Origin of the sequence: Brevundimonas sp., from assembly GCF_041919755.1 — a bacterium.
GTDB lineage: Bacteria > Pseudomonadota > Alphaproteobacteria > Caulobacterales > Caulobacteraceae > Brevundimonas.
Genome location: NZ_JAYRTD010000008.1, coordinates 39236 through 56623 on the forward strand (window position 1 = coordinate 39236; position 17388 = coordinate 56623).

The window sequence follows — 17388 nt, forward strand, 5'->3', positions numbered from 1 at the left end:
CCGATAGCGGATGTGAGAGCTGCGGCGCCCTGTCGCGAGGGGGAGCGCCGTCCCGTGCGTAAATCCCTGAGAAGGCCCGCGCGGCGGGCACACCCTGGCGGAGTAGAGCATGAGGCTTCATCGACGAGCCCTTTTCGGCGGCGCAGCGGGCGCCGCGGGTCTGTGGGCGGCGCAGGGGTTGCTCCCCGCATGGGCCCAGACGGGCTCGCGCGGACTGGCGCCCGCCTTGCCTACTGTGGAGGGGCCCGAAGTTCGTCTGAGCGTCGGACACTCGCCGTTCACCGTCGGCGGCCGGACCGGCCATGCCGTCACGGTCAACGGGACCCTTCCGGCGCCTCTGGTGCGCCTTCGCGAAGGGCAGAACGTTCGTCTCATGGTGACCAACACCCTGGATGAAGATACGTCCATCCATTGGCACGGCCTCCTCCTGCCGTTCCAGATGGACGGCGTGCCGGGTATCAGTTTCCCCGGGATCCGCCCTCGGGAAACCTTCGTCTACGAATTCCCGGTGATCCAGTCGGGGACCTACTGGTACCATTCGCACTCCGGCCTTCAGGAAGCGATGGGTCACTACGGGCCTCTGATCATCGATCCCGCCGGCGGCGACCCGGTCGCCTATGACCGCGAACATGTGCTGGTCCTGTCGGACTGGAGCTTCATGCACCCGCACGAGATTCTGGAGAAGCTGAAGAAGAGTCCCGGCTACTTCAACCAGCAACGCACCACGCTTTCGGGTCTGCTGTCGGGAGCGGATGGCGTGAGCCTCGCGGACCGCAGGATGTGGGGCTCCATGCGAATGGACCCCAGAGACATCTCCGATGTGACCGGAACAACCTATACCTATCTGGTCAACGGCCATGGCCCGCAGGAGAACTGGACCGGCCTGTTCCAACCTGGCGAGCGGGTCCGCCTTCGCGTCATCAACGCTTCGGCCATGACCATCTTCAACGTCCGCATTCCAGGGCTGGCCATGACCGTGGTCAATGCCGACGGCGAGAATGTGCGGCCGGTCGAGACCGACGAGTTCCAGATCTCCGTGGCTGAAACCTATGATGTCATCGTCCAGCCGACCGAGGATCGCGCCTACACCATCGTCTCCGAGGCGGTGGATCGCTCTGGCATGGGGCGTGCGACCCTGGCGCCCAGGATGGGCATGACGGCGGAGGTTCCGCCGCTACGGCAGGTCCCGACCCTGACCATGCGCGACATGGGCATGGGGGGCATGGCCGGAATGGATCATGGCGGGATGGCCGGGATGGACCACAGCGGGATGGACATGAGTGGGATGGACCATTCCGCCATGGCGCCGGGCGCACAGGCCGCGCCCATGGATCACGGCGGCATGAGCCATGACATGCGCAACCCGGACAACGCGCCGGCCAACATGGCGGTCGGCGTCGGGGTGGACATGGTCGCGCCCTCGCCGGCCAACCGGCTGGGCGAACGCCCCATGGGGCTCGAGAATGAACCACACCGAGTGCTGGTCTACACCGACCTGGTGTCGTTGACGCCGAACAAGGACCAGCGCCCCCCGGCGCGTGCGATGGAGATCCACCTGACGGGCAACATGGAGCGGTTTATGTGGGGCTTCGACGGTCGCAAGTTCTCAGAACTGGTCGAGCCCATCCGCTTCGAGCGCGACGAGCGCGTCCGGGTGACCCTGGTGAACGACACCATGATGTCCCACCCGATTCACCTGCATGGCCACTTCTTCGAACTGGTGACGGGCGGTCCGGACGGGCACCAGCCGCTGAAGCACACCGTCAATGTGGCGCCCGGTTCCAAGGTCACCTTCGACCTGACCGCCGATGCGCCAGGAGACTGGGCCTTCCACTGCCACATGCTGATGCACATGCATGCCGGCATGTTCAACGTCGTCACCGTGCGGCCCCTCGATGGAGACGCCGCATGATCCGGCTCGCGATCTGCCTTCTGCCGCTGATGGCCGCCGCCGGAACCGCGACGGCCCAGGACCACGGCCAGCATCGTCCCGCGCAGGCGCCGGCCCGGGCATCGGCCCCGACACCCGTTCAGACATCCGGTCCGACCACCGCGCCGTCCGCAGACGATCCGCACGCCGGCCATGACATGGGGCGCGGCATGCCTCCGTCGTCGCAATCGCCCGACGTCGATCCGCACGCGGGTCACGACATGGGAACGACGCCCGTGCAGGCGGAGGATCCGCATGCGGGCCATGACATGGGTTCGGGCCAGGACCCTGCCGATCCCTATGCCGGCCATGACATGGGCGCGATGCCGTCGCAGCCCGGCGATCCGCACGCGGGTCATGACATGAGCGGAATGGGCGCCATGGGGCCGCCGGACGTGCCGACCAGCGCGAACGACGCCGGCCGTCCTCCTGTCCCGCCGCCGCCGCCCGCAGCGCTGTCTGGCCCGCGACATGCGGCAGACGCCATCTTCGGCGAAGCCGCGATGGCGAGCGCCCGGGAGATCCTCGTGCGGGAGAACGGCGACATGCGCACCACGGCCGTTATCATCGACCGGCTCGAGGCGGGCTTCGGTGACGGGGCGGACACCTGGGTCTGGGACGTGGGCGGCTGGTCCGGCGGGGACATCAACCGGTTCTGGTGGAAGTCAGAGGGCGGCGGCGACTTCGATGGTCAGGTCGAAGGGGAGGTGCAGGCGCTGTACAGCCGCGCCTTCGCGCCGTTCTGGGACGTTCAGGCCGGCGTGCGCCAGGATTTCGGCGAGGACGGAGCGGACAGGACCCATCTGGTGCTCGGCGTGCAGGGATTGGCGCCCTACTGGTTCGAGGTCGACGGCGCCGCCTTTCTCTCCACGGAGGGCGACCTGACCGCGCGGCTCGAGGCTGAGTACGACCAGCGCATCACCCAGAAGCTGATCCTGCAGCCGCGTCTGGAGATCGAGGCTTCGGCCTCGGATATCCCGGAGCTGAGGCTGGCGTCGGGCCTGACCCATGTCTCGGCCGGGATGCGCCTTCGCTATGAGTTCAAAAAGGAATTCGCCCCCTATGTCGGGGTCGAATGGAGCAGCGATCTGGGCGGCACCGCCGACCTGACTCGCGCTCTGGGCGGGGAGCCCGAGCACACCCGGGTCGTCGTCGGTGTGCGTGCGTGGTTCTAAGGAGATAAAAGACATGCGCAAATCCATCCTGCTCGCCGCTGCTGCGGCCGCACTCGTCGCCTCGCCGGCTCTGGCCCAGCAACAGGGTCACGCCGGCCATGGCGCCCACGCTCCGGCCGCCGGGGCCCAGGCCCAGACCGGCGTGGTCACCGCCCCGTCGGACGGCGCGATGCTGAACGGGTCTCCGGAGCGGTTTTCGGCGACCTTCCCGCATCCCATGACCTTGCGGACCGTCACGATCACGCCGCAGGGGCGACCGGCGATCCAGGCCCCCGTAGCCGCGGCGGCCGCCACCACCCGTGTGTCGACGGCCCTGCCGCGTCTCGCGCCGGGTAACTACACTCTCGCCTGGACCGCCCAGGGCGCCGATGGACACAGCATGAGCGGAACAGTCCGCTTCATGGTCCACTGACCGCCGGGGCGAGCGATGACGCCGGACGCCCCGGCGTCATCGCCGCTGTTCGAAACCTTTCCCGAGTGGAGACTGCCTTGATGCGCGCCCCTTTCACCGTCGCCGCCCTGAGCGTGGCGATCCTTTCAGTCTCGGCCGTCACCGCCGAGGCCCACGCCCGCCTGATGCGATCCGATCCCGCCGCAAACGCCGTAGTCGCCGCGCCGCGCGCGATCTCACTAACCTTCAGCGAGCGGGTGGCTCCGGCCTTCTCCGGGTTCGATCTGACGAACGCCGCAGGGGAGGTGATCCCGGTGCGCACGCGCGTGTCGGAGGACGGCAAGACCGTCTCGGGCGCGCCCGGGCGCACGCTGGGGGCGGGCGCCTACACCATCAACTGGCGCATCGCGTCCTCGGACGGTCACCGGATGACCGGCGCCGTCGCCTTTACGGTTCGCTGAGCCGGCCGCGGGGGGGGGGGGGGGGGGGCGGGCGGGGCGGGGGGCGGGCGGGGGGGGCCCCCGCCCGCCCCCCCGCCACTGTATCAGATCCCGTTCCAGCCGGATCCAGAGCAGGACGACGCCGGACAGAACCACTACGAGAGAGAGGCCGCTGGCGACGATGAGCAGCGGGTGATTGAAGTTCTCGCCCGTCTTGAAATCCAGGATGTGCAGGCGCCAGAAGAAGTCGTAGAGCCGCCAGATTCCGGACCGGCGCGTGACAACCTCTCCGGTGTCTGGCGAGACATAGAAGCGGGTTCTTTCGCGGTCTTCGAACTCGACCCGCCAAAGCGGACCTTCTCGGCCGGTCTCGGCGCTGGCGTCGTCCAGACGTCTGGCGGCGCCGGCCCTGGCCTCGCCGCGATAGAGCGTCGCCGCCAGTCGGCGGGCTTCGTCCGCCTCCAGCGGCGCGAAGGGTCGGCCCGTGCGAGCCTCCAGAATGACCGGCGCGCCTGCGGGAAGCGTCAGCACCCAGGCCTGACCGCGGGGGGTCGACTTCAGTTCGGCTCGCGTCGGTGTCAGCCTGCGCTCGGCGACGATCTCATCAAGCGCCCGCACACGGGTCAGGTCCAGCGCCTGGGGCGGTGCGGTCCGGACCCTGTGCTCGCCGCGGACGGTCTCGATCGGAATAGCGGTCATGACCAGACCGCCGCCGACCCAGAACAGGATCTGCAGTCCTACCAGGAGCGCGATCCATTTGTGAAGCTGGGTGGAAAGACGCAGCAGTTTCATTCGGTGGGAACGGCGAAGGCCGTCGTCGTGCAGGTGTCGCCGAGCAAGATCGATTCCCCTTTTGGAGACGCGGTCTCAGGACGGCGCCGCGCCTCACTCTAGCGTGGAGCAGGGCGGCGGCAACCCGCGGACCCGCCGCCGGCCAGGATGATCAGGCGGAGCCTAGCGACGAAGGTTTGTGCGGGCCAGTTCGACCACCTCGTCGCCGCGGCCGTTGATGATCGCCTTGAGCATGTAGAGGCTGAAGCCCTTGGCCTGTTCGAGCTGGATTTTCGGCGGCATCACCAGTTCCTGCCTGGCCGTCACCACATCGACCAGCGCCGGGCCGGGGTGGGCGAAGGCTTCCCTGAGCGCGGCATCGACGTCGTCCGACGCCTCTACACGCACGCCCTTCACCCCCATGGCGCGAGCCATGGCGGCGAAGTCCGGGTTCTCCAGATCGGTGCCGGTGTCCAGATAGCCGCCGGCCTTCATCTCCATGGCCACGAAGCCCAGGGAACTGTTGTTGTAGATGACCACCTTTACCGGCAGGTCCAGCTGGGACAGGGTGATGAAATCCCCCATCATCATGGTGAAGCCGCCGTCTCCGGACAGGGAGACCACCTGACGTCCGGGCGCCGCCGCCTGGGCGCCGATACCCTGAAGCATGGCGTTGGCCATGGAGCCATGGTTGAAGGAGCCGAGCAGGCGTCGCTGTCCATTCATGGTCAGATAGCGCGCCGCCCAGACGGTCGGGGTGCCGACATCGGCGGTGAAGATGGCGTCGCCGGCGGCGATCTCGTCGATGCGGCGGGTCAGATACTGGGGATGGATCGGGCGTCCCCGGGCGGACGGGGTCGCAAGGTCGTCGAGCGCCTGACGCGCAGAGGCGTAGTGCTTCAGGGCCCGGTCGAGGAAGTCGCGGTCAGGTCTCGCCTTCAGCCGGGGCAGGAGCGCCGTGAGCGTCTCGCCGACGTCGCCGACGAGACCCAGTGTGAGGGGCGCTCGCCGGCCCAGGGCGCCCGGATCGCGATCAACCTGAAGGATTCGCGCCTCCTTCGGATAGAAGGCGCGATACGGGAAATCGGAGCCGAGCATCAGGACGGTGTCGCTGGACATCAGGGCGTGATAGCCGGACGAGAAGCCGATCAGACCGGTCATGCCCACGTCGAAGGGGTTGTCCCATTCGACGTGCTCCTTGCCGCGCAAGGCGTGGACGATCGGCGCTTTCAGCCGATCGGCCAGTTCGACCAGGGCGTCATGATGACCGGCGCAGCCGCTGCCTGCCAGAATGGTGACGGCCTGGCCTTCGTCCAGCAGGGCGGCCAGGCGATCCATCTCGTCCTCGGGGGGTAGGATCCGGGGCGGGCGAGGGGCCGTATAGCGGGGCGTCGCGGATACCGGCGAGGGGGCCAGCGCCACATCGCCCGGCAGCACGAGAACGGCGACGCCCTTCTGTCCGATCGCCACGTTCAGGGCGCGGTGAAGCATTTCGGGAAGCTGGGCCGGATTCGAAATCAGTTCGACGAAATCCGCGCACTCCCGGAACAGCTCCTGGGGATGGGTCTCCTGAAAATAATTCAGGCCGATCTCGGAGGAAGGAATGTGGGCGGCGATGGCGAGCACCGGCACATGGTTGCGTTTGCAATCGAACAGGCCGTTGATCAGGTGCAGGTTTCCAGGGCCGCAACTGCCGGCGCAGACGGCCAGTTCCCCGGTGATCGCCGCTTCCGCTCCTGCGGCGAAGGCGGCGGTTTCCTCATGGCGCACCGACATCCAGTCGATCCGGCCCATGCGGCGGAGGCTGTCATTCAGTCCGTTCAGACTGTCGCCGGTCACGCCCCATATGCGGGTCACGCCCGCGTCGGCGAGGGTTTCGGCGATCAGGTCGGCGACGGTTCCGGTCATTTCGAACTCCTCTGGCTGGCGATCCTGGCCAAACCTTGTGACGATCCCGCGACCGGATCGGACGGGGGGCTTACGCCGCCTCCCGGAAGGCGGGATCTCTTCACTTGCGGAGGAGATCCTGCCCGATCCGGCTCAGGCGACAGGTGTGGAAGGGTAGCCGGCTTCGGCGAGCGCGGCCTGGACCTGGGCTTCGTCAGAAACGGTGTCGACCGTGACCTCGCGCCGCTCGGTGGAGGTGTCCACGCGGGCTTCGGGGTCCAGGGCCAGGATGGCTTTCGTGACGCCGCTGGCGCAGCCTCCGCAGGCCATTTTCGGAATGCTGAGATGGATCATGGCGATCTCCTTGGGTTTGCAGGAAAGCCACGATCCGGCTTCCAACAGTGGCAAGGTCAAGCCGCCGCAGGAGTGATAATTCCGGACTTGACCTTGCCACTGTTGGAAGGGCCATCCTGCCTGCGGAGGACGGGTCCGCCGAGGCGTTCCTGGGCGCGGCGCCAGGATCGGTCCATCCGCTCACTGAAGGGAGGCTTCGATGCCCAAAGGGTCCGACATTCTGGTCCGCGCACTCGAGAACGAGGGCGTCGAACGCATCTTCGGTGTGCCTGGCGAAGAGAATCTCGACCTGGTCGAGTCGCTGCGGAACTCGAAGATCGAACTGGTGCTGACACGGCATGAGCAGGCCGCCGCCTTCATGGCCGCCACCTACGGTCGGTTGACCGGCAAGCCCGGAGTGTGTCTGGCGACCCTCGGGCCGGGCGCCCTGAATTTCTCGACCGGCGCCGCCTACGCCCACCTGGGCGCCATGCCGATGATCATGATCACCGGCCAGAAGGCGATCATGACGGCGAAACAGGCGCGCTTCCAGATCGTGGACGTGATCGCCTCCATGCGTCCCCTGACCAAGATGACCCGGCAGATCCTCAGCGCCGCGAGCATTCCGGCCGTGGTCCGCGACGCCTTCCGCGTGGCCATGGAAGAGCGACCCGGCCCGGTCCATCTGGAGCTTCCCGAGGACGTGGCCGCCGAAACGGCCGACGTCGCGCCGATTCCCGTCCATCCCCTGGATCGGCCCGTCGCGACCGAAGCGGCCCTGGACCGCGCCGCCGAGATGGTTCTGGCGGCGCAGCGTCCGCTGGTCATGGTCGGGGCGGGCGGCAACCGCCCGCGTCTGGTCGAGCCCCTGTCCGCCTTCATCCGTGAAACCGGGCTCCCGTTCTTCAACACCCAGATGGGCAAGGGCGCCGTCGATGGCGGGTCCAACCTCTACATGGGCACGGCGGCCCTGTCGGAGGGCGACTACGTGCACGAGGCGGCCGCCCAGGCCGATCTGATCATCGCCATCGGACACGACACGGTGGAGAAGCCGCCCTTCCTCATGCGTGACGCCGGTGGACCGAAGGTGCTGCACATCGGCGTCCAGTCGGCGACCGTGGAACAGGTCTACCATCCGGACGCGGAGGTCATCGGCGATATCGGGGCGACGGCCTCGGGGCTGGCGCGTCGGCTGTCGAGACGTCTGGGGCGGCAGTCGCATATGCTGGAGATGCGTCAGACGATCCTGTCGAGGATCGCCGACCGGGCGGACGAGGATCGTTTCCCGGTCACGCCACAGCGCCTGGTGCGCGATGTCCGCGCTGTCATGCCGGAAGACGGGATCGTCTGTCTGGACAACGGCATGTACAAGATCTGGTTCGCCCGGAACTATCGCACCCATGTGGCCAACACCCTCCTGCTCGACAATGCGCTGGCGACCATGGGGGCGGGTCTGCCATCGGCGATGATGGCGGCGATGTTGCATCCCGACCGGCGGGTCATGGCGGTGTGCGGCGACGGCGGGTTCATGATGAACTCCCAGGAGATGGAGACGGCCGTCCGCCTGGGCCTCAATCTCGTCGTCCTGGTCCTCAACGACGGGGCCTATGGCATGATCCGCTGGAAGCAGGCGGTTGATCAGTTTCCGGATTTCGGCATGACCTTCGGAAATCCGGACTTCGTGCGCTACGCCGAGGCCTACGGCGCCAGGGGCTCCCGCGTGACGGCGGCGGCGGATCTTGGCCCTGTGCTCGAGGCTGCGTTCGCCGGCGGCGGCGTTCACCTGGTGGACTGCGCCATCGACTACTCCGAGAACACCCGGGTGCTGGTCGACGAGTTGAAGACCCGGGCGTCGGCGATCGACCTGTCCTGAGCGTGCCAGAGAACGTCATGCTGCAAATCGTACAACCCTACGACCAGACCCCCATCGCCGGGATCGAGACCGACGACGCGGCGGCGCTGGAGCGAAAGTTGCGGACCGCGCGTGATCTCTTCGCGAACCGGGACCGGTGGCTGAAACCGCATGAGCGGGTGGCCGTCCTTCGGCGACTGGCCGAGCTGATGGAGGGGCGGCGGGAGCATTTCGCGATGCAGATCGCGCGCGAGGGCGGAAAGCCGCTGGCCGATGCCCGGATCGAGGCCGTCCGCGCCATCGACGGGGTCCGCAACGCCGCCGACGAGCTCAGGACCTTCTCCGGTCGCGAGATCCCCATGGGCCTGTCGCCCGCATCGGACGGCCGCTGGGCCTTCACGACCCGGGAGCCGATCGGGGTCGTGGCCGCGATCTCGGCCTTCAACCATCCCCTGAACCTCATCGTTCACCAGATCGTTCCCGCCATCGCCGCAGGCTGTCCGGTCATCGTGAAACCGGCCGAGGCGACGCCCCTGTCCTGCCTGGACCTTGTCGCCCTCGTCCGGGAGGCGGGCCTGCCGGAGGCCTGGTGCCAGACCCTGATCACAGCGGACACCGCGCTTGCCGAAAGGCTCGCCACCGACCCGCGCATCGCCTTTCTCAGCTTCATCGGCTCGGCCCGCGTGGGATGGTATCTGCATTCACGCTTGGCGCCCGGCGTGCGTTCCGCGCTGGAACACGGTGGCGCGGCGCCGGCCATCGTCGATCGCAGCGCGGATCTGGACGCCCTGATCGAGCCTGTCGTGAAAGGCGCCTTCTATCATGCCGGACAGGTCTGCGTGTCGACCCAGCGGCTCTATGTGCATGATGCGGTCTTCGATGTCGTGACGGAGCGGCTGGTCGCTCGTGTGGCGGCTTTGCGCACGGGCGATCCGACCCGGGAGGACACTGAGGTCGGCCCGCTGATCCGGGGGCGTGAGGCTGACAGGGTAGAGGCCTGGATCGGGGAGGCGGTCGCAGGCGGCGCCCGTCTGGCCATCGGCGGAGGTCGTCTGTCGTCGACGATCCTGGAGCCCACGGTGCTGCTCGACCCGCCCGCCGAGGCCCGGATCTCGCGCGAGGAGGTGTTCGGACCTGTGCTGGCCCTTTACCGCTACCAGAACCTCGATGATGCGATCGCCCGCGCCAACGCCCTGCCGACGGCCTTCCAGGCCAGTGTCTTCGCGGGAGACATCGATGTGGCGCTGCGGGCGGCGGATCGGCTGGACGCCTCGGCGGTCATGGTCAACGATCCGACGACATTCCGGACCGACTGGATGCCGTTCGCGGGGAGGCGGACCTCCGGCTACGGGACGGGCGGGATCGGCTACACCCTGCGGGACATGACGCAGGAGAAGATGGTCGTGCTCCGCCGGGGCTGAGACCCTGACGGGCGTTGCGGGCGAGGGCGGCCTTGACGGATGAGGCCGGAAGGATTGTCGATGCGGGCGCGCCCGCATCCAGATAGATCGGACACGAGAATGGCGTCGACGCAGCATGATGAGAGCGACGGGCACGACCACGGCGAGGTGGTGACGGGGGATAACGAGCGGCGTATCCGCTTCGTGCTGATCTTCACGGCCGGCTATGCCGCGGTCCAGGCCATCGGCGGGTGGATGTCCGGCTCTCTCGCCCTGATCGCGGATTCCGGTCACATGGTGTCGGACGCCGCCGCCCTTCTGCTGGCCCTGATCGCCTACCGGGTGGCGCGCCGCCCCGTCGACGGCGTTCGGACCTATGGTTATCACCGAGTGCGCGTGCTGGCGGCGCTGGCCAACGGCGCGTCCCTGCTGCTCCTTGTGGCCTGGATCATCTGGGAGGCGATCAACCGGATCAACCAGCCGGTCGAGGTTCTGGCCGGACCCATGCTGATCGTGGCGACCATTGGTCTGGCCGTAAATCTGATCGGCGCCTGGATCCTGTCGCGCGGTCGCAAGGGTGACAGCAACCTGCGCGGAGCCTTCCTGCACGTGGTCGGCGACCTGCTTGGATCTGTCGGGGCGATCGCGGCGGCGATCGGCATCATGCTGACCGGCTGGACCCTGCTGGACCCCCTTCTGTCGGTGCTGGTCGCGTTGCTGGTCGTGCGCTCGGCCTGGTCGCTGGTGAAGGAGTCGCTGCGCGTCCTGCTCCAGGCCGTGCCGCGCGGGCTCGACGCGCGGCAGGCCGAGGCGGATCTGGCGACCCTGCCGGAAATCGAGGAGGCCGGCCATTTCCATGCCTGGACCCTGACCGACGAAACCGTCGTGGCCACCGTCCATGTCACCCCTGCGCCAGGAACGGACCCGCTGGTCCTGCCGGCCCTGGTGGCGGCATGGCTGAAAACGCGCCATGCCATCGACCACGTCACTGTCCAGGTCGATGCGCCGGGGGCTCTGCGTCGCGCCGGACCGATCTGACCGCCTGTGCGGTCCTGATCGCCGTTTCGATTTTTCTCGTCGACCTCCTTGAAACCTGCAGGCGGCATCCAATCTTGTGACAAATAAAGCGTGATACGCGCATTCTATGTCATAGAAATGGATCGAACGTCATGAGCCTGTCTTCCCTGAGTCCCGGCGCCCCGACAGGGAGGTCTGGCCCGCCGATCAAGAAGAAATCCGTGGGGCTGGTCATCGCCCTGGCCTTCCTGGCCCTGGTGTTCGATGGTTATGACCTGGTGGTCTACGGGACGATCGTCGACTCCATCCTCGCCTACGAGAAATGGGGACTGACGACCGCCGAAACCGGTGCGATGAATAGCCTGGCGCTGCTCGGCATGGCGCTGGGTTCGCTGATGGTGGGGTATCTCACGGATCTGGTCGGGCGGCGCAGGGTGCTGATCGGCGCCGTGGCCTTTTTCTCCATCCTGATGCTCGCGACAGCCGCCGCGCCGACCCCCGAACTGTTCGGCCTGTTCCGCTTCCTGTCGGGCATCGGCCTGGGCGGCGTCATCCCGACCGCCGTGGCGACCACAGTCGAGTTCTCGCGGGCGGGTCGCAAGAATTTCAACAACGCCCTGATGTTCTCCGGCTACTCGTTCGGCGGGATTCTGGCGGCGCTGCTGGCCATCGGCTTCGTGGACGCCTTCGGCTTCCGCGGCATGCTGTCGATCGGCGGCCTGCCCCTGGTCACCATCGTGCCGTTGCTGATGCTCTATCTGCCCGAATCGCCGGCCTATCTGCGCGCCCGCGGCCGGGTCGAGGACGCCGACCGCATCGTGGAGGCCTACGGACTGGAGCCGCAGGCGGTGCCGGGCGCGGCGTCCCCGACAAGGAATGGGGTCAAACCGCGCAATCCGCTGCTGGCGATCTTCTCGGGCCGCTGGGCTGTCGTCACCGCTGTCTTCCTGCTGGCCGCGATCGCCGGACAGATACTGATCTATGGCCTCAACACCTGGATGCCCAAACTGCTGACCCTGGCGGGCTATTCCCTGACGTCGTCGCTGAGCTTCCTGCTCACTGTGAACGCCGGCGCCGTGATCGGTTCGCTGGTCGCTTCGCCCCTGGCGGACCGGTTTGGGGCCAGGCGCGTGGTCTCGGCTGCCTTCGCCATGGCCGGCGCGGCGCTGTTCGTCATGGCGCTTGGCTTCCTGTCGGGCGACGGACACGCCCTGGCCGTGATGTATCCGCTGGTGGCCCTCGTCGGCTTCGGTTCGATCGGCGCGCAAATCCTGTTGAACGGGTTCATCGCGACCTCCTACCCCGACGCCATGCGCGGCACGGCCCTGGGCACGATCCTGGCGGTCGGCCGCACGGGGGCTGCGGTCGCCATCGTCCTGGGCGGCGCGCTCATCGGCGCGGGCCTCTCGGACTTCGTCAACTTCGCGGTCTGGGTCGTTCCGGCCGTCCTCGGGGTGATCATGGTCATGAGCGTGCCCCGGTTGCGCGCCTGACGGGATGCCATGCGGACGTCCGCTTCGGCGGGCGTCCGCGGTGCGCCGGTCCTTAGGATGCGCGAAGGCCAGCCAGATAGGATAGCGCGGGCTTTTCCAGGACGCCGGCGAGACGCTGAAACAGGGCGAAGGCGTCCTGACCCGCCCAGCCCCGCGGCTGCAGGGGCAGGGGAAGGCGAGGGTCATGGCGGGGCAGGTGGAACCAGTCGCTCATGAGCAGGGTGCGCAGGCGAAAGGCTTCGCTCGGGGACGCGAGACGCCCGGTGAGAACGGGGCTCCACTCCGTCGTGAAGCCCCGATAGTGCCCGGCGATTTCATCGAGATCCCAGGCCCTCGTCACGAGGTCGCGGTCACGCTCGAGGCTTCCCGTCCGGCTGGTGAGGATGACCACCGAGAGATCGCCATCGCAGCACAGGTCGCAGCGGAGAGTGTCGCGCTCGTCACGGGGGCTGATCCAGGTCGTCGGGTTAAGTTGGCCGAACCCGCGATCGATGAGGCGCCGCTTGAGCTTTTCGCGCCGGGATCGGTCGCTTTCGGGAATCTGGTAGAGTACCGTGGTCCAGTCGCCCGACCAGGCCGCTGAAGGCGCTGTAAGGCTGCGATCCCGTTCGGCCTTCAGCCGACGCCGCATCTCGTCGGTCAACGTATACTCGACCTCGCGTCCGATCTTTTCCGTATGCAGGAGCCCCTCGCGCCGCATACGCGACAGGGTCGCCCGCACAGCGTCCGGGTTGATGTCGAACAGGCCGAGCAGGGCGATGAACTGCGCCAGCTTCAGTCCCCCGCCGAGGGCCTCCAGCGGATCCAGAACCGCCGTGACGATGTCTCGCGAATGCACGGATGCACGTCTCCTGACAGGCGTCTGGGCCGGCCGGATCCGGCGGGCCCTTCCCGTCGCCATGTTGGCGGGTGATCTTGCGTCTCGAGGCCCGGCGCCGCAAGCCCGCGTCGAGCCCGGACGGCGGTCGACGGTCCGGTAGCGGGCGCGCCCTTCGCAGTTGGCGACTGCATCCAATCTCAACAGCCGATCCTGCGGGACGACGGCGATGCCATGGAGACGAGAATGAAGACGGTTCAGGTGGGACAGGCCTCCTTCTCCAACAACCGGCCGATGGTGCTGATCGGCGGCGTGAACGTGCTGGAGAGCCGGGACCTGGCGATGACCGTCGCTGAGGCGATGAAGACGGAGACCGGGCGGCTGGGCATGCCGTTTGTCTTCAAGGGATCGTTCGACAAGGCCAACCGGTCGTCGAACCGGTCCTATCGCGGACCCGGCCTGGACGCGGGCCTGCGCATCCTCGAGGAGGTTCGCCGCGCGTTCGACGTCCCGGTGCTGACGGACGTTCATTGGCCGGAGCAGGCGGCTGCCGTCGCCGAGGTCTGCGACATTCTCCAGCTCCCGGCCTTCCTCGCGCGCCAGACGGATCTGATCGCGGCGCTGGCGAGCACCGGCCGGGCCATCAACGTGAAGAAACCCCAGTTCATGAGCCCGCACCAGATCGCCCATGTGGTCGAGAAGTTCAAAGACTTCGGGGCCCCGGATGTCATCCTGTGCGAGCGAGGCAGTTCCTTCGGCTATGACAATCTCGTCGTGGATATGCTCGGTTTCGGTGTGATGAAGACCGTGAGCGACGGCGCGCCGATCGTGTTTGACGCCACCCATGCCCTGCAGACGCGCGATCCCGGCGCCGCCCGATCGGGAGGGCGGCGCGGACAGGTGCTGGAGCTCGCCCGTTCAGGCCTCGCCCTGGGCCTGGCCGGGCTGTTTCTGGAAGCCCACCCGGACCCGGATCAGGCGCTGTGCGACGGGCCCAGCGCCCTGCCGCTGGACAGACTGGCCGTCATGCTCGAGCAGGTGAAGGCGGTAGATGATCTGGTGAAGAGCTTCGCGCCGGTCGATCTGGGCGGATGACGAGATGCAAGCCGGCCTGCGAGGGCGCCCCCGAGCGGTTGACAGATAACATATGAATACGTATTCATATGTTATCTGTTCTCCAGCGGGCGCCGCTCCATGTCTCATTCCCATCACGACCACTCCCATGACCATGACCATTCCCACGCACCCACGGTGACGCGGGACAATGAACGCAAGGTCCTGCTCTCCTTCAGCCTGATCTTCACCTTCATGGTCGTCGAGGTGGTCGGCGGCCTGATGTCGGGCTCGCTCGCCCTGCTGGCGGATGCGGGCCATATGCTCACCGACGCCATCGCCCTGGCGCTCGCCTATCTGGCGTTCCGGTTCGGACGGCGCATGGCGGACTCCCGGCGGACGTTTGGCTACCTCCGCTTCGAGGTCATCGCCGGCTTCATCAACGCCGTGACCCTGTTCGCGATCGTCGGCTGGATTCTCTACGAGGCCTGGGAGCGGTTCCAGCAGCCTCACGCCGTCCTGGCCGGGCCGATGTTCTGGGTGGCCGTGGCCGGACTGCTGATCAACATCCTCGTCTTCTGGATTCTGACCCGCGGCGACACCGAACATGTGAACATCAAGGGCGCCGCCCTGCATGTGATGGGCGACCTTCTGGGTTCGGTCGGCGCGGTCGGTGCGGCCATCATCATCTATCTGACGGGCTGGACCCCGATCGATCCGATCCTTTCGGTCCTGGTTTCCCTCCTGATCCTGCGCAGCGCCTGGAAGCTGCTGGGCAAGTCGCTTCACATCCTGCTCGAGGGCGCGCCGGACAACGCCGCGCCGGACATGGTCACGGCCCACCTCAAGGAAACGGTCGCGGGACTGGCCGAGGTCAGCCATATCCACGTCTGGCAGATCACCTCGGGGCGGACCCTGGCCACACTCCACGTCCGCCCTGTCTCGGACGGTCAGGCACGGACGGTGGTCGGCGCCGTCGAGCGCGAGCTGAAGTCGAGGTTCAGCATCGAGCATCCGACCGTCGCCGTGGACTGGAACGACGGTTCCGCGGTGTGCAGCCTGTCGGCCGCCGCACCGGCGAACGATCACGCGCACGACGAAGGGGGGCATGATCATTCTGGCCACGACCACGATCATGACCATGCGCCGGGGCGTGCGCACGCCCACTGATCACGATGTCCGGCGCCGGCTTTCCGGCGCCGGACGGTCGGGTGCCGGTCCGCTCCCCGGGAGGCGCTAGCGCAGCCGGTCCGCGATCCGGCTCATCTGGTCGATCTCGCGACGCTGGGCCTGAACGATCTCGCCGCACAGCGTCACCAGTTCCGGATCGGACAGGTCCGCCTCGCGGCACATCAGGATGGCGCCGGAGTGATGTGGGATCATTGATTCCACGAACTGGCGGTCGTCGATGAGCGTCTGGGTTCGCGTGGCCCAGAAGGAGCCTGCGGTCAGGAGCACGAACAGGATGTACATCGCCAGGTTCAGCCGCCGGTTCGGATACATGCCCGGCATAGTGGCCAGCATGAAGATCCCCATCGGTGCCCACATGGTGACCGCCATATAGACCATATTCAGGTTGTTCCGGAAGTCGATCCAGCCGTCGATCATGGAGAACATGACGACGTACATGACCACCAGGCCGAGAGCCATGTTGATCCAGAACATCAGATAGGGACGGCCGTGCGATCCGGACGCCCTGCCGACCGCCGCAGCAGGTCCGCCGTGATCGGTGTGGGACATGACTGACGATCCTTCCGGTCTAGTGGCCCATGCCCATCGGCTTGACCAGCATCCAGATCGCCATGCCGACCATCATCAGATTCTCTGACAACGAGACGAAGCCCAGCGGCACCTTGCTGTCGCCGCCGACGCAGGCGCACTTCAGTTCGCGCTTGTCGATATAGACGGCCTTGAACACCGAGGCCGCGCCCACGCCGCCGATGAACAGGGCGACCGGGACCGAGACCCACATCAGGGCGCCGGCCAGCATCAGAAGACCCGCCAGGCCTTCGGCATAGGGGTAGACGGTTCCGTACGGCACCCACCGCTTGGCCAGAAGGTCGTAGTTCAGGAACATGGTGGCGAAGGCGTCAACGTCCTTCAGCTTCTGCAGCGCCAGAAGGCACATGGCGATGGCGATGAACCATTCCACGACCCGCACCGAGATCAGTTCGCCATAGGCCGCCCAGCCGGCGGCCATGGCCATCAGCGCGGCCATGGCGAACAGGGCGATGACCGGCGTATAGGTGACTTCATCCTTGTCGCGCACGCGCATGCCGAAGAAGCGGCGCAGGTCATCGAAACCGCCGATGCGCTTGCCGTCGATAAAGGTCTGGGGCGTTGTCTGGACGCCATGTTCGGCCTTGAAGGCGTCGGTCTGCTCGCGCGAGGCGAGGTGATGGTCCTCCACCGTATAGCCCCGGCTCTTCAGCAGGTGCAGCGCCTTCAGGCCATAGGGGCAGGTGTGGCCGGGCATGACCATTCGGTAGATTTGAGCGCGTTTGGCTGGGGACGTCACGACGGGTTTCCTCCGGTTTCTAGAGTTTCGCCTTGGCGAACAGCTCCGCCAGTTCAGTGAATTTCTCGCGCTGCTGAGCGGCGTCGCCAGACGCGATCGCCTCCTCGACGCAGGACGCGGCGTGAGATTTCAGGATCTGGGTCTCGACCCGAGCCAGGGCCGCGCGGGCGGCGTGAACCTGATGAAGGATGTCGATGCAATAGCGGCCGTCCTCGACCATCTGGCTGACTCCGCGAACCTGCCCGGAAATCCGGTTCAGCGCGGTGCGGATCGATTTGACGTCTCTGGCCTGCATGTGTCTACCATACCCC

16 protein-coding genes and 1 pseudogene are annotated in these 17388 nt (G+C 67.1%); 10 read left to right on the forward strand and 7 right to left on the reverse strand.

Translation table 11 applies throughout. From position 1 onward, the window contains the following. The first annotated feature begins 109 nt into the window (after positions 1 to 109). From ACE3TH_RS10895 to copC, 4 genes are all read left to right on the forward strand, one after another. Positions 110 to 1912 (forward strand): copper resistance system multicopper oxidase, encoded by a 1803-nt coding sequence (locus tag ACE3TH_RS10895; protein ID WP_026108282.1) that lies wholly within the window; start codon positions 110 to 112, stop codon positions 1910 to 1912. After that, positions 1909 to 3105, forward strand: coding sequence for a copper resistance protein B (locus ACE3TH_RS10900; protein WP_017504250.1), 1197 nt, complete (start codon positions 1909 to 1911; stop codon positions 3103 to 3105). Before ACE3TH_RS10895 ends, ACE3TH_RS10900 begins: the two co-directional genes overlap by 4 nt. A 13-nt stretch (positions 3106 to 3118) precedes the next feature. Further along, on the forward strand, positions 3119 to 3517 hold the full coding sequence (locus tag ACE3TH_RS10905; protein ID WP_017504249.1) for a copper resistance CopC family protein: 399 nt from the start codon (positions 3119 to 3121) through the stop codon (positions 3515 to 3517). Positions 3518 to 3597: 80 nt separating this feature from the next. Continuing rightward, complete coding sequence (copC, locus tag ACE3TH_RS10910; protein WP_017504248.1) at positions 3598 to 3957, forward strand: copper homeostasis periplasmic binding protein CopC; 360 nt, start codon at positions 3598 to 3600, stop codon at positions 3955 to 3957. A gap of 126 nt (positions 3958 to 4083) precedes the next feature. Here copC and ACE3TH_RS10915 read toward each other — a convergent pair. From ACE3TH_RS10915 to ACE3TH_RS10925, 3 genes and pseudogenes are all read right to left on the reverse strand, one after another. Continuing rightward, positions 4084 to 4728 (reverse strand): annotated as a pseudogene (locus tag ACE3TH_RS10915) (PepSY domain-containing protein); the annotation flags it as partial. Between the two features lie 162 nt (positions 4729 to 4890). Continuing rightward, positions 4891 to 6615: a ubiquinone-dependent pyruvate dehydrogenase gene (poxB, locus tag ACE3TH_RS10920; protein ID WP_017504246.1), complete on the reverse strand. Its 1725-nt coding sequence runs from the start codon at positions 6613 to 6615 to the stop codon at positions 4891 to 4893. 132 nt (positions 6616 to 6747) lie between these two features. Beyond that, the gene (locus ACE3TH_RS10925) at positions 6748 to 6948 is read right to left on the reverse strand and encodes a heavy-metal-associated domain-containing protein (RefSeq protein WP_026108281.1); all 201 of its coding nucleotides are present in this window, start codon (positions 6946 to 6948) and stop codon (positions 6748 to 6750) included. A gap of 199 nt (positions 6949 to 7147) precedes the next feature. Between ACE3TH_RS10925 and ACE3TH_RS10930 the strand changes: the two genes are divergently transcribed. The 4 genes from ACE3TH_RS10930 (at position 7148) to ACE3TH_RS10945 (ending at position 12689) form a co-directional block, all read left to right on the forward strand. Continuing rightward, the gene (locus ACE3TH_RS10930) at positions 7148 to 8800 is read left to right on the forward strand and encodes an acetolactate synthase large subunit (RefSeq protein WP_017504244.1); all 1653 of its coding nucleotides are present in this window, start codon (positions 7148 to 7150) and stop codon (positions 8798 to 8800) included. 17 nt (positions 8801 to 8817) lie between these two features. Then, positions 8818 to 10200: an aldehyde dehydrogenase family protein gene (locus ACE3TH_RS10935; RefSeq protein WP_017504243.1), complete on the forward strand. Its 1383-nt coding sequence runs from the start codon at positions 8818 to 8820 to the stop codon at positions 10198 to 10200. Between the two features lie 99 nt (positions 10201 to 10299). After that, complete coding sequence (locus ACE3TH_RS10940) at positions 10300 to 11217, forward strand: cation diffusion facilitator family transporter (protein WP_017504242.1); 918 nt, start codon at positions 10300 to 10302, stop codon at positions 11215 to 11217. 131 nt (positions 11218 to 11348) lie between these two features. Next, positions 11349 to 12689 carry an MFS transporter gene (locus tag ACE3TH_RS10945; RefSeq protein WP_081600453.1) on the forward strand — a complete coding sequence of 447 codons (1341 nt, stop codon included), beginning with the start codon at positions 11349 to 11351 and terminating at the stop codon, positions 12687 to 12689. A gap of 52 nt (positions 12690 to 12741) precedes the next feature. Here the strand turns inward: ACE3TH_RS10945 and ACE3TH_RS10950 are convergent, their stop codons facing one another. Next, entirely contained in the window at positions 12742 to 13527 is a 786-nt protein-coding gene (locus tag ACE3TH_RS10950; protein ID WP_017504239.1) for a PaaX family transcriptional regulator C-terminal domain-containing protein, read from the reverse strand. 225 nt (positions 13528 to 13752) lie between these two features. Between ACE3TH_RS10950 and kdsA the strand changes: the two genes are divergently transcribed. Next, entirely contained in the window at positions 13753 to 14601 is an 849-nt protein-coding gene (kdsA, locus tag ACE3TH_RS10955) for a 3-deoxy-8-phosphooctulonate synthase (RefSeq protein ID WP_017504238.1), read from the forward strand. Positions 14602 to 14700: 99 nt separating this feature from the next. Then, positions 14701 to 15729, forward strand: coding sequence for a cation diffusion facilitator family transporter (locus ACE3TH_RS10960; RefSeq protein WP_026108280.1), 1029 nt, complete (start codon positions 14701 to 14703; stop codon positions 15727 to 15729). Between the two features lie 66 nt (positions 15730 to 15795). Here the strand turns inward: ACE3TH_RS10960 and ACE3TH_RS10965 are convergent, their stop codons facing one another. The 3 genes from ACE3TH_RS10965 to ACE3TH_RS10975 form a co-directional block, all read right to left on the reverse strand. Beyond that, on the reverse strand, positions 15796 to 16299 hold the full coding sequence (locus ACE3TH_RS10965; protein ID WP_017504236.1) for a DUF305 domain-containing protein: 504 nt from the start codon (positions 16297 to 16299) through the stop codon (positions 15796 to 15798). Positions 16300 to 16318: 19 nt separating this feature from the next. Beyond that, entirely contained in the window at positions 16319 to 17035 is a 717-nt protein-coding gene (locus tag ACE3TH_RS10970; RefSeq protein WP_266100422.1) for a glutaredoxin family protein, read from the reverse strand. A gap of 61 nt (positions 17036 to 17096) precedes the next feature. Continuing rightward, entirely contained in the window at positions 17097 to 17372 is a 276-nt protein-coding gene (locus tag ACE3TH_RS10975) for a metal-sensitive transcriptional regulator (protein WP_017504234.1), read from the reverse strand. Positions 17373 to 17388 lie beyond the last annotated feature (16 nt).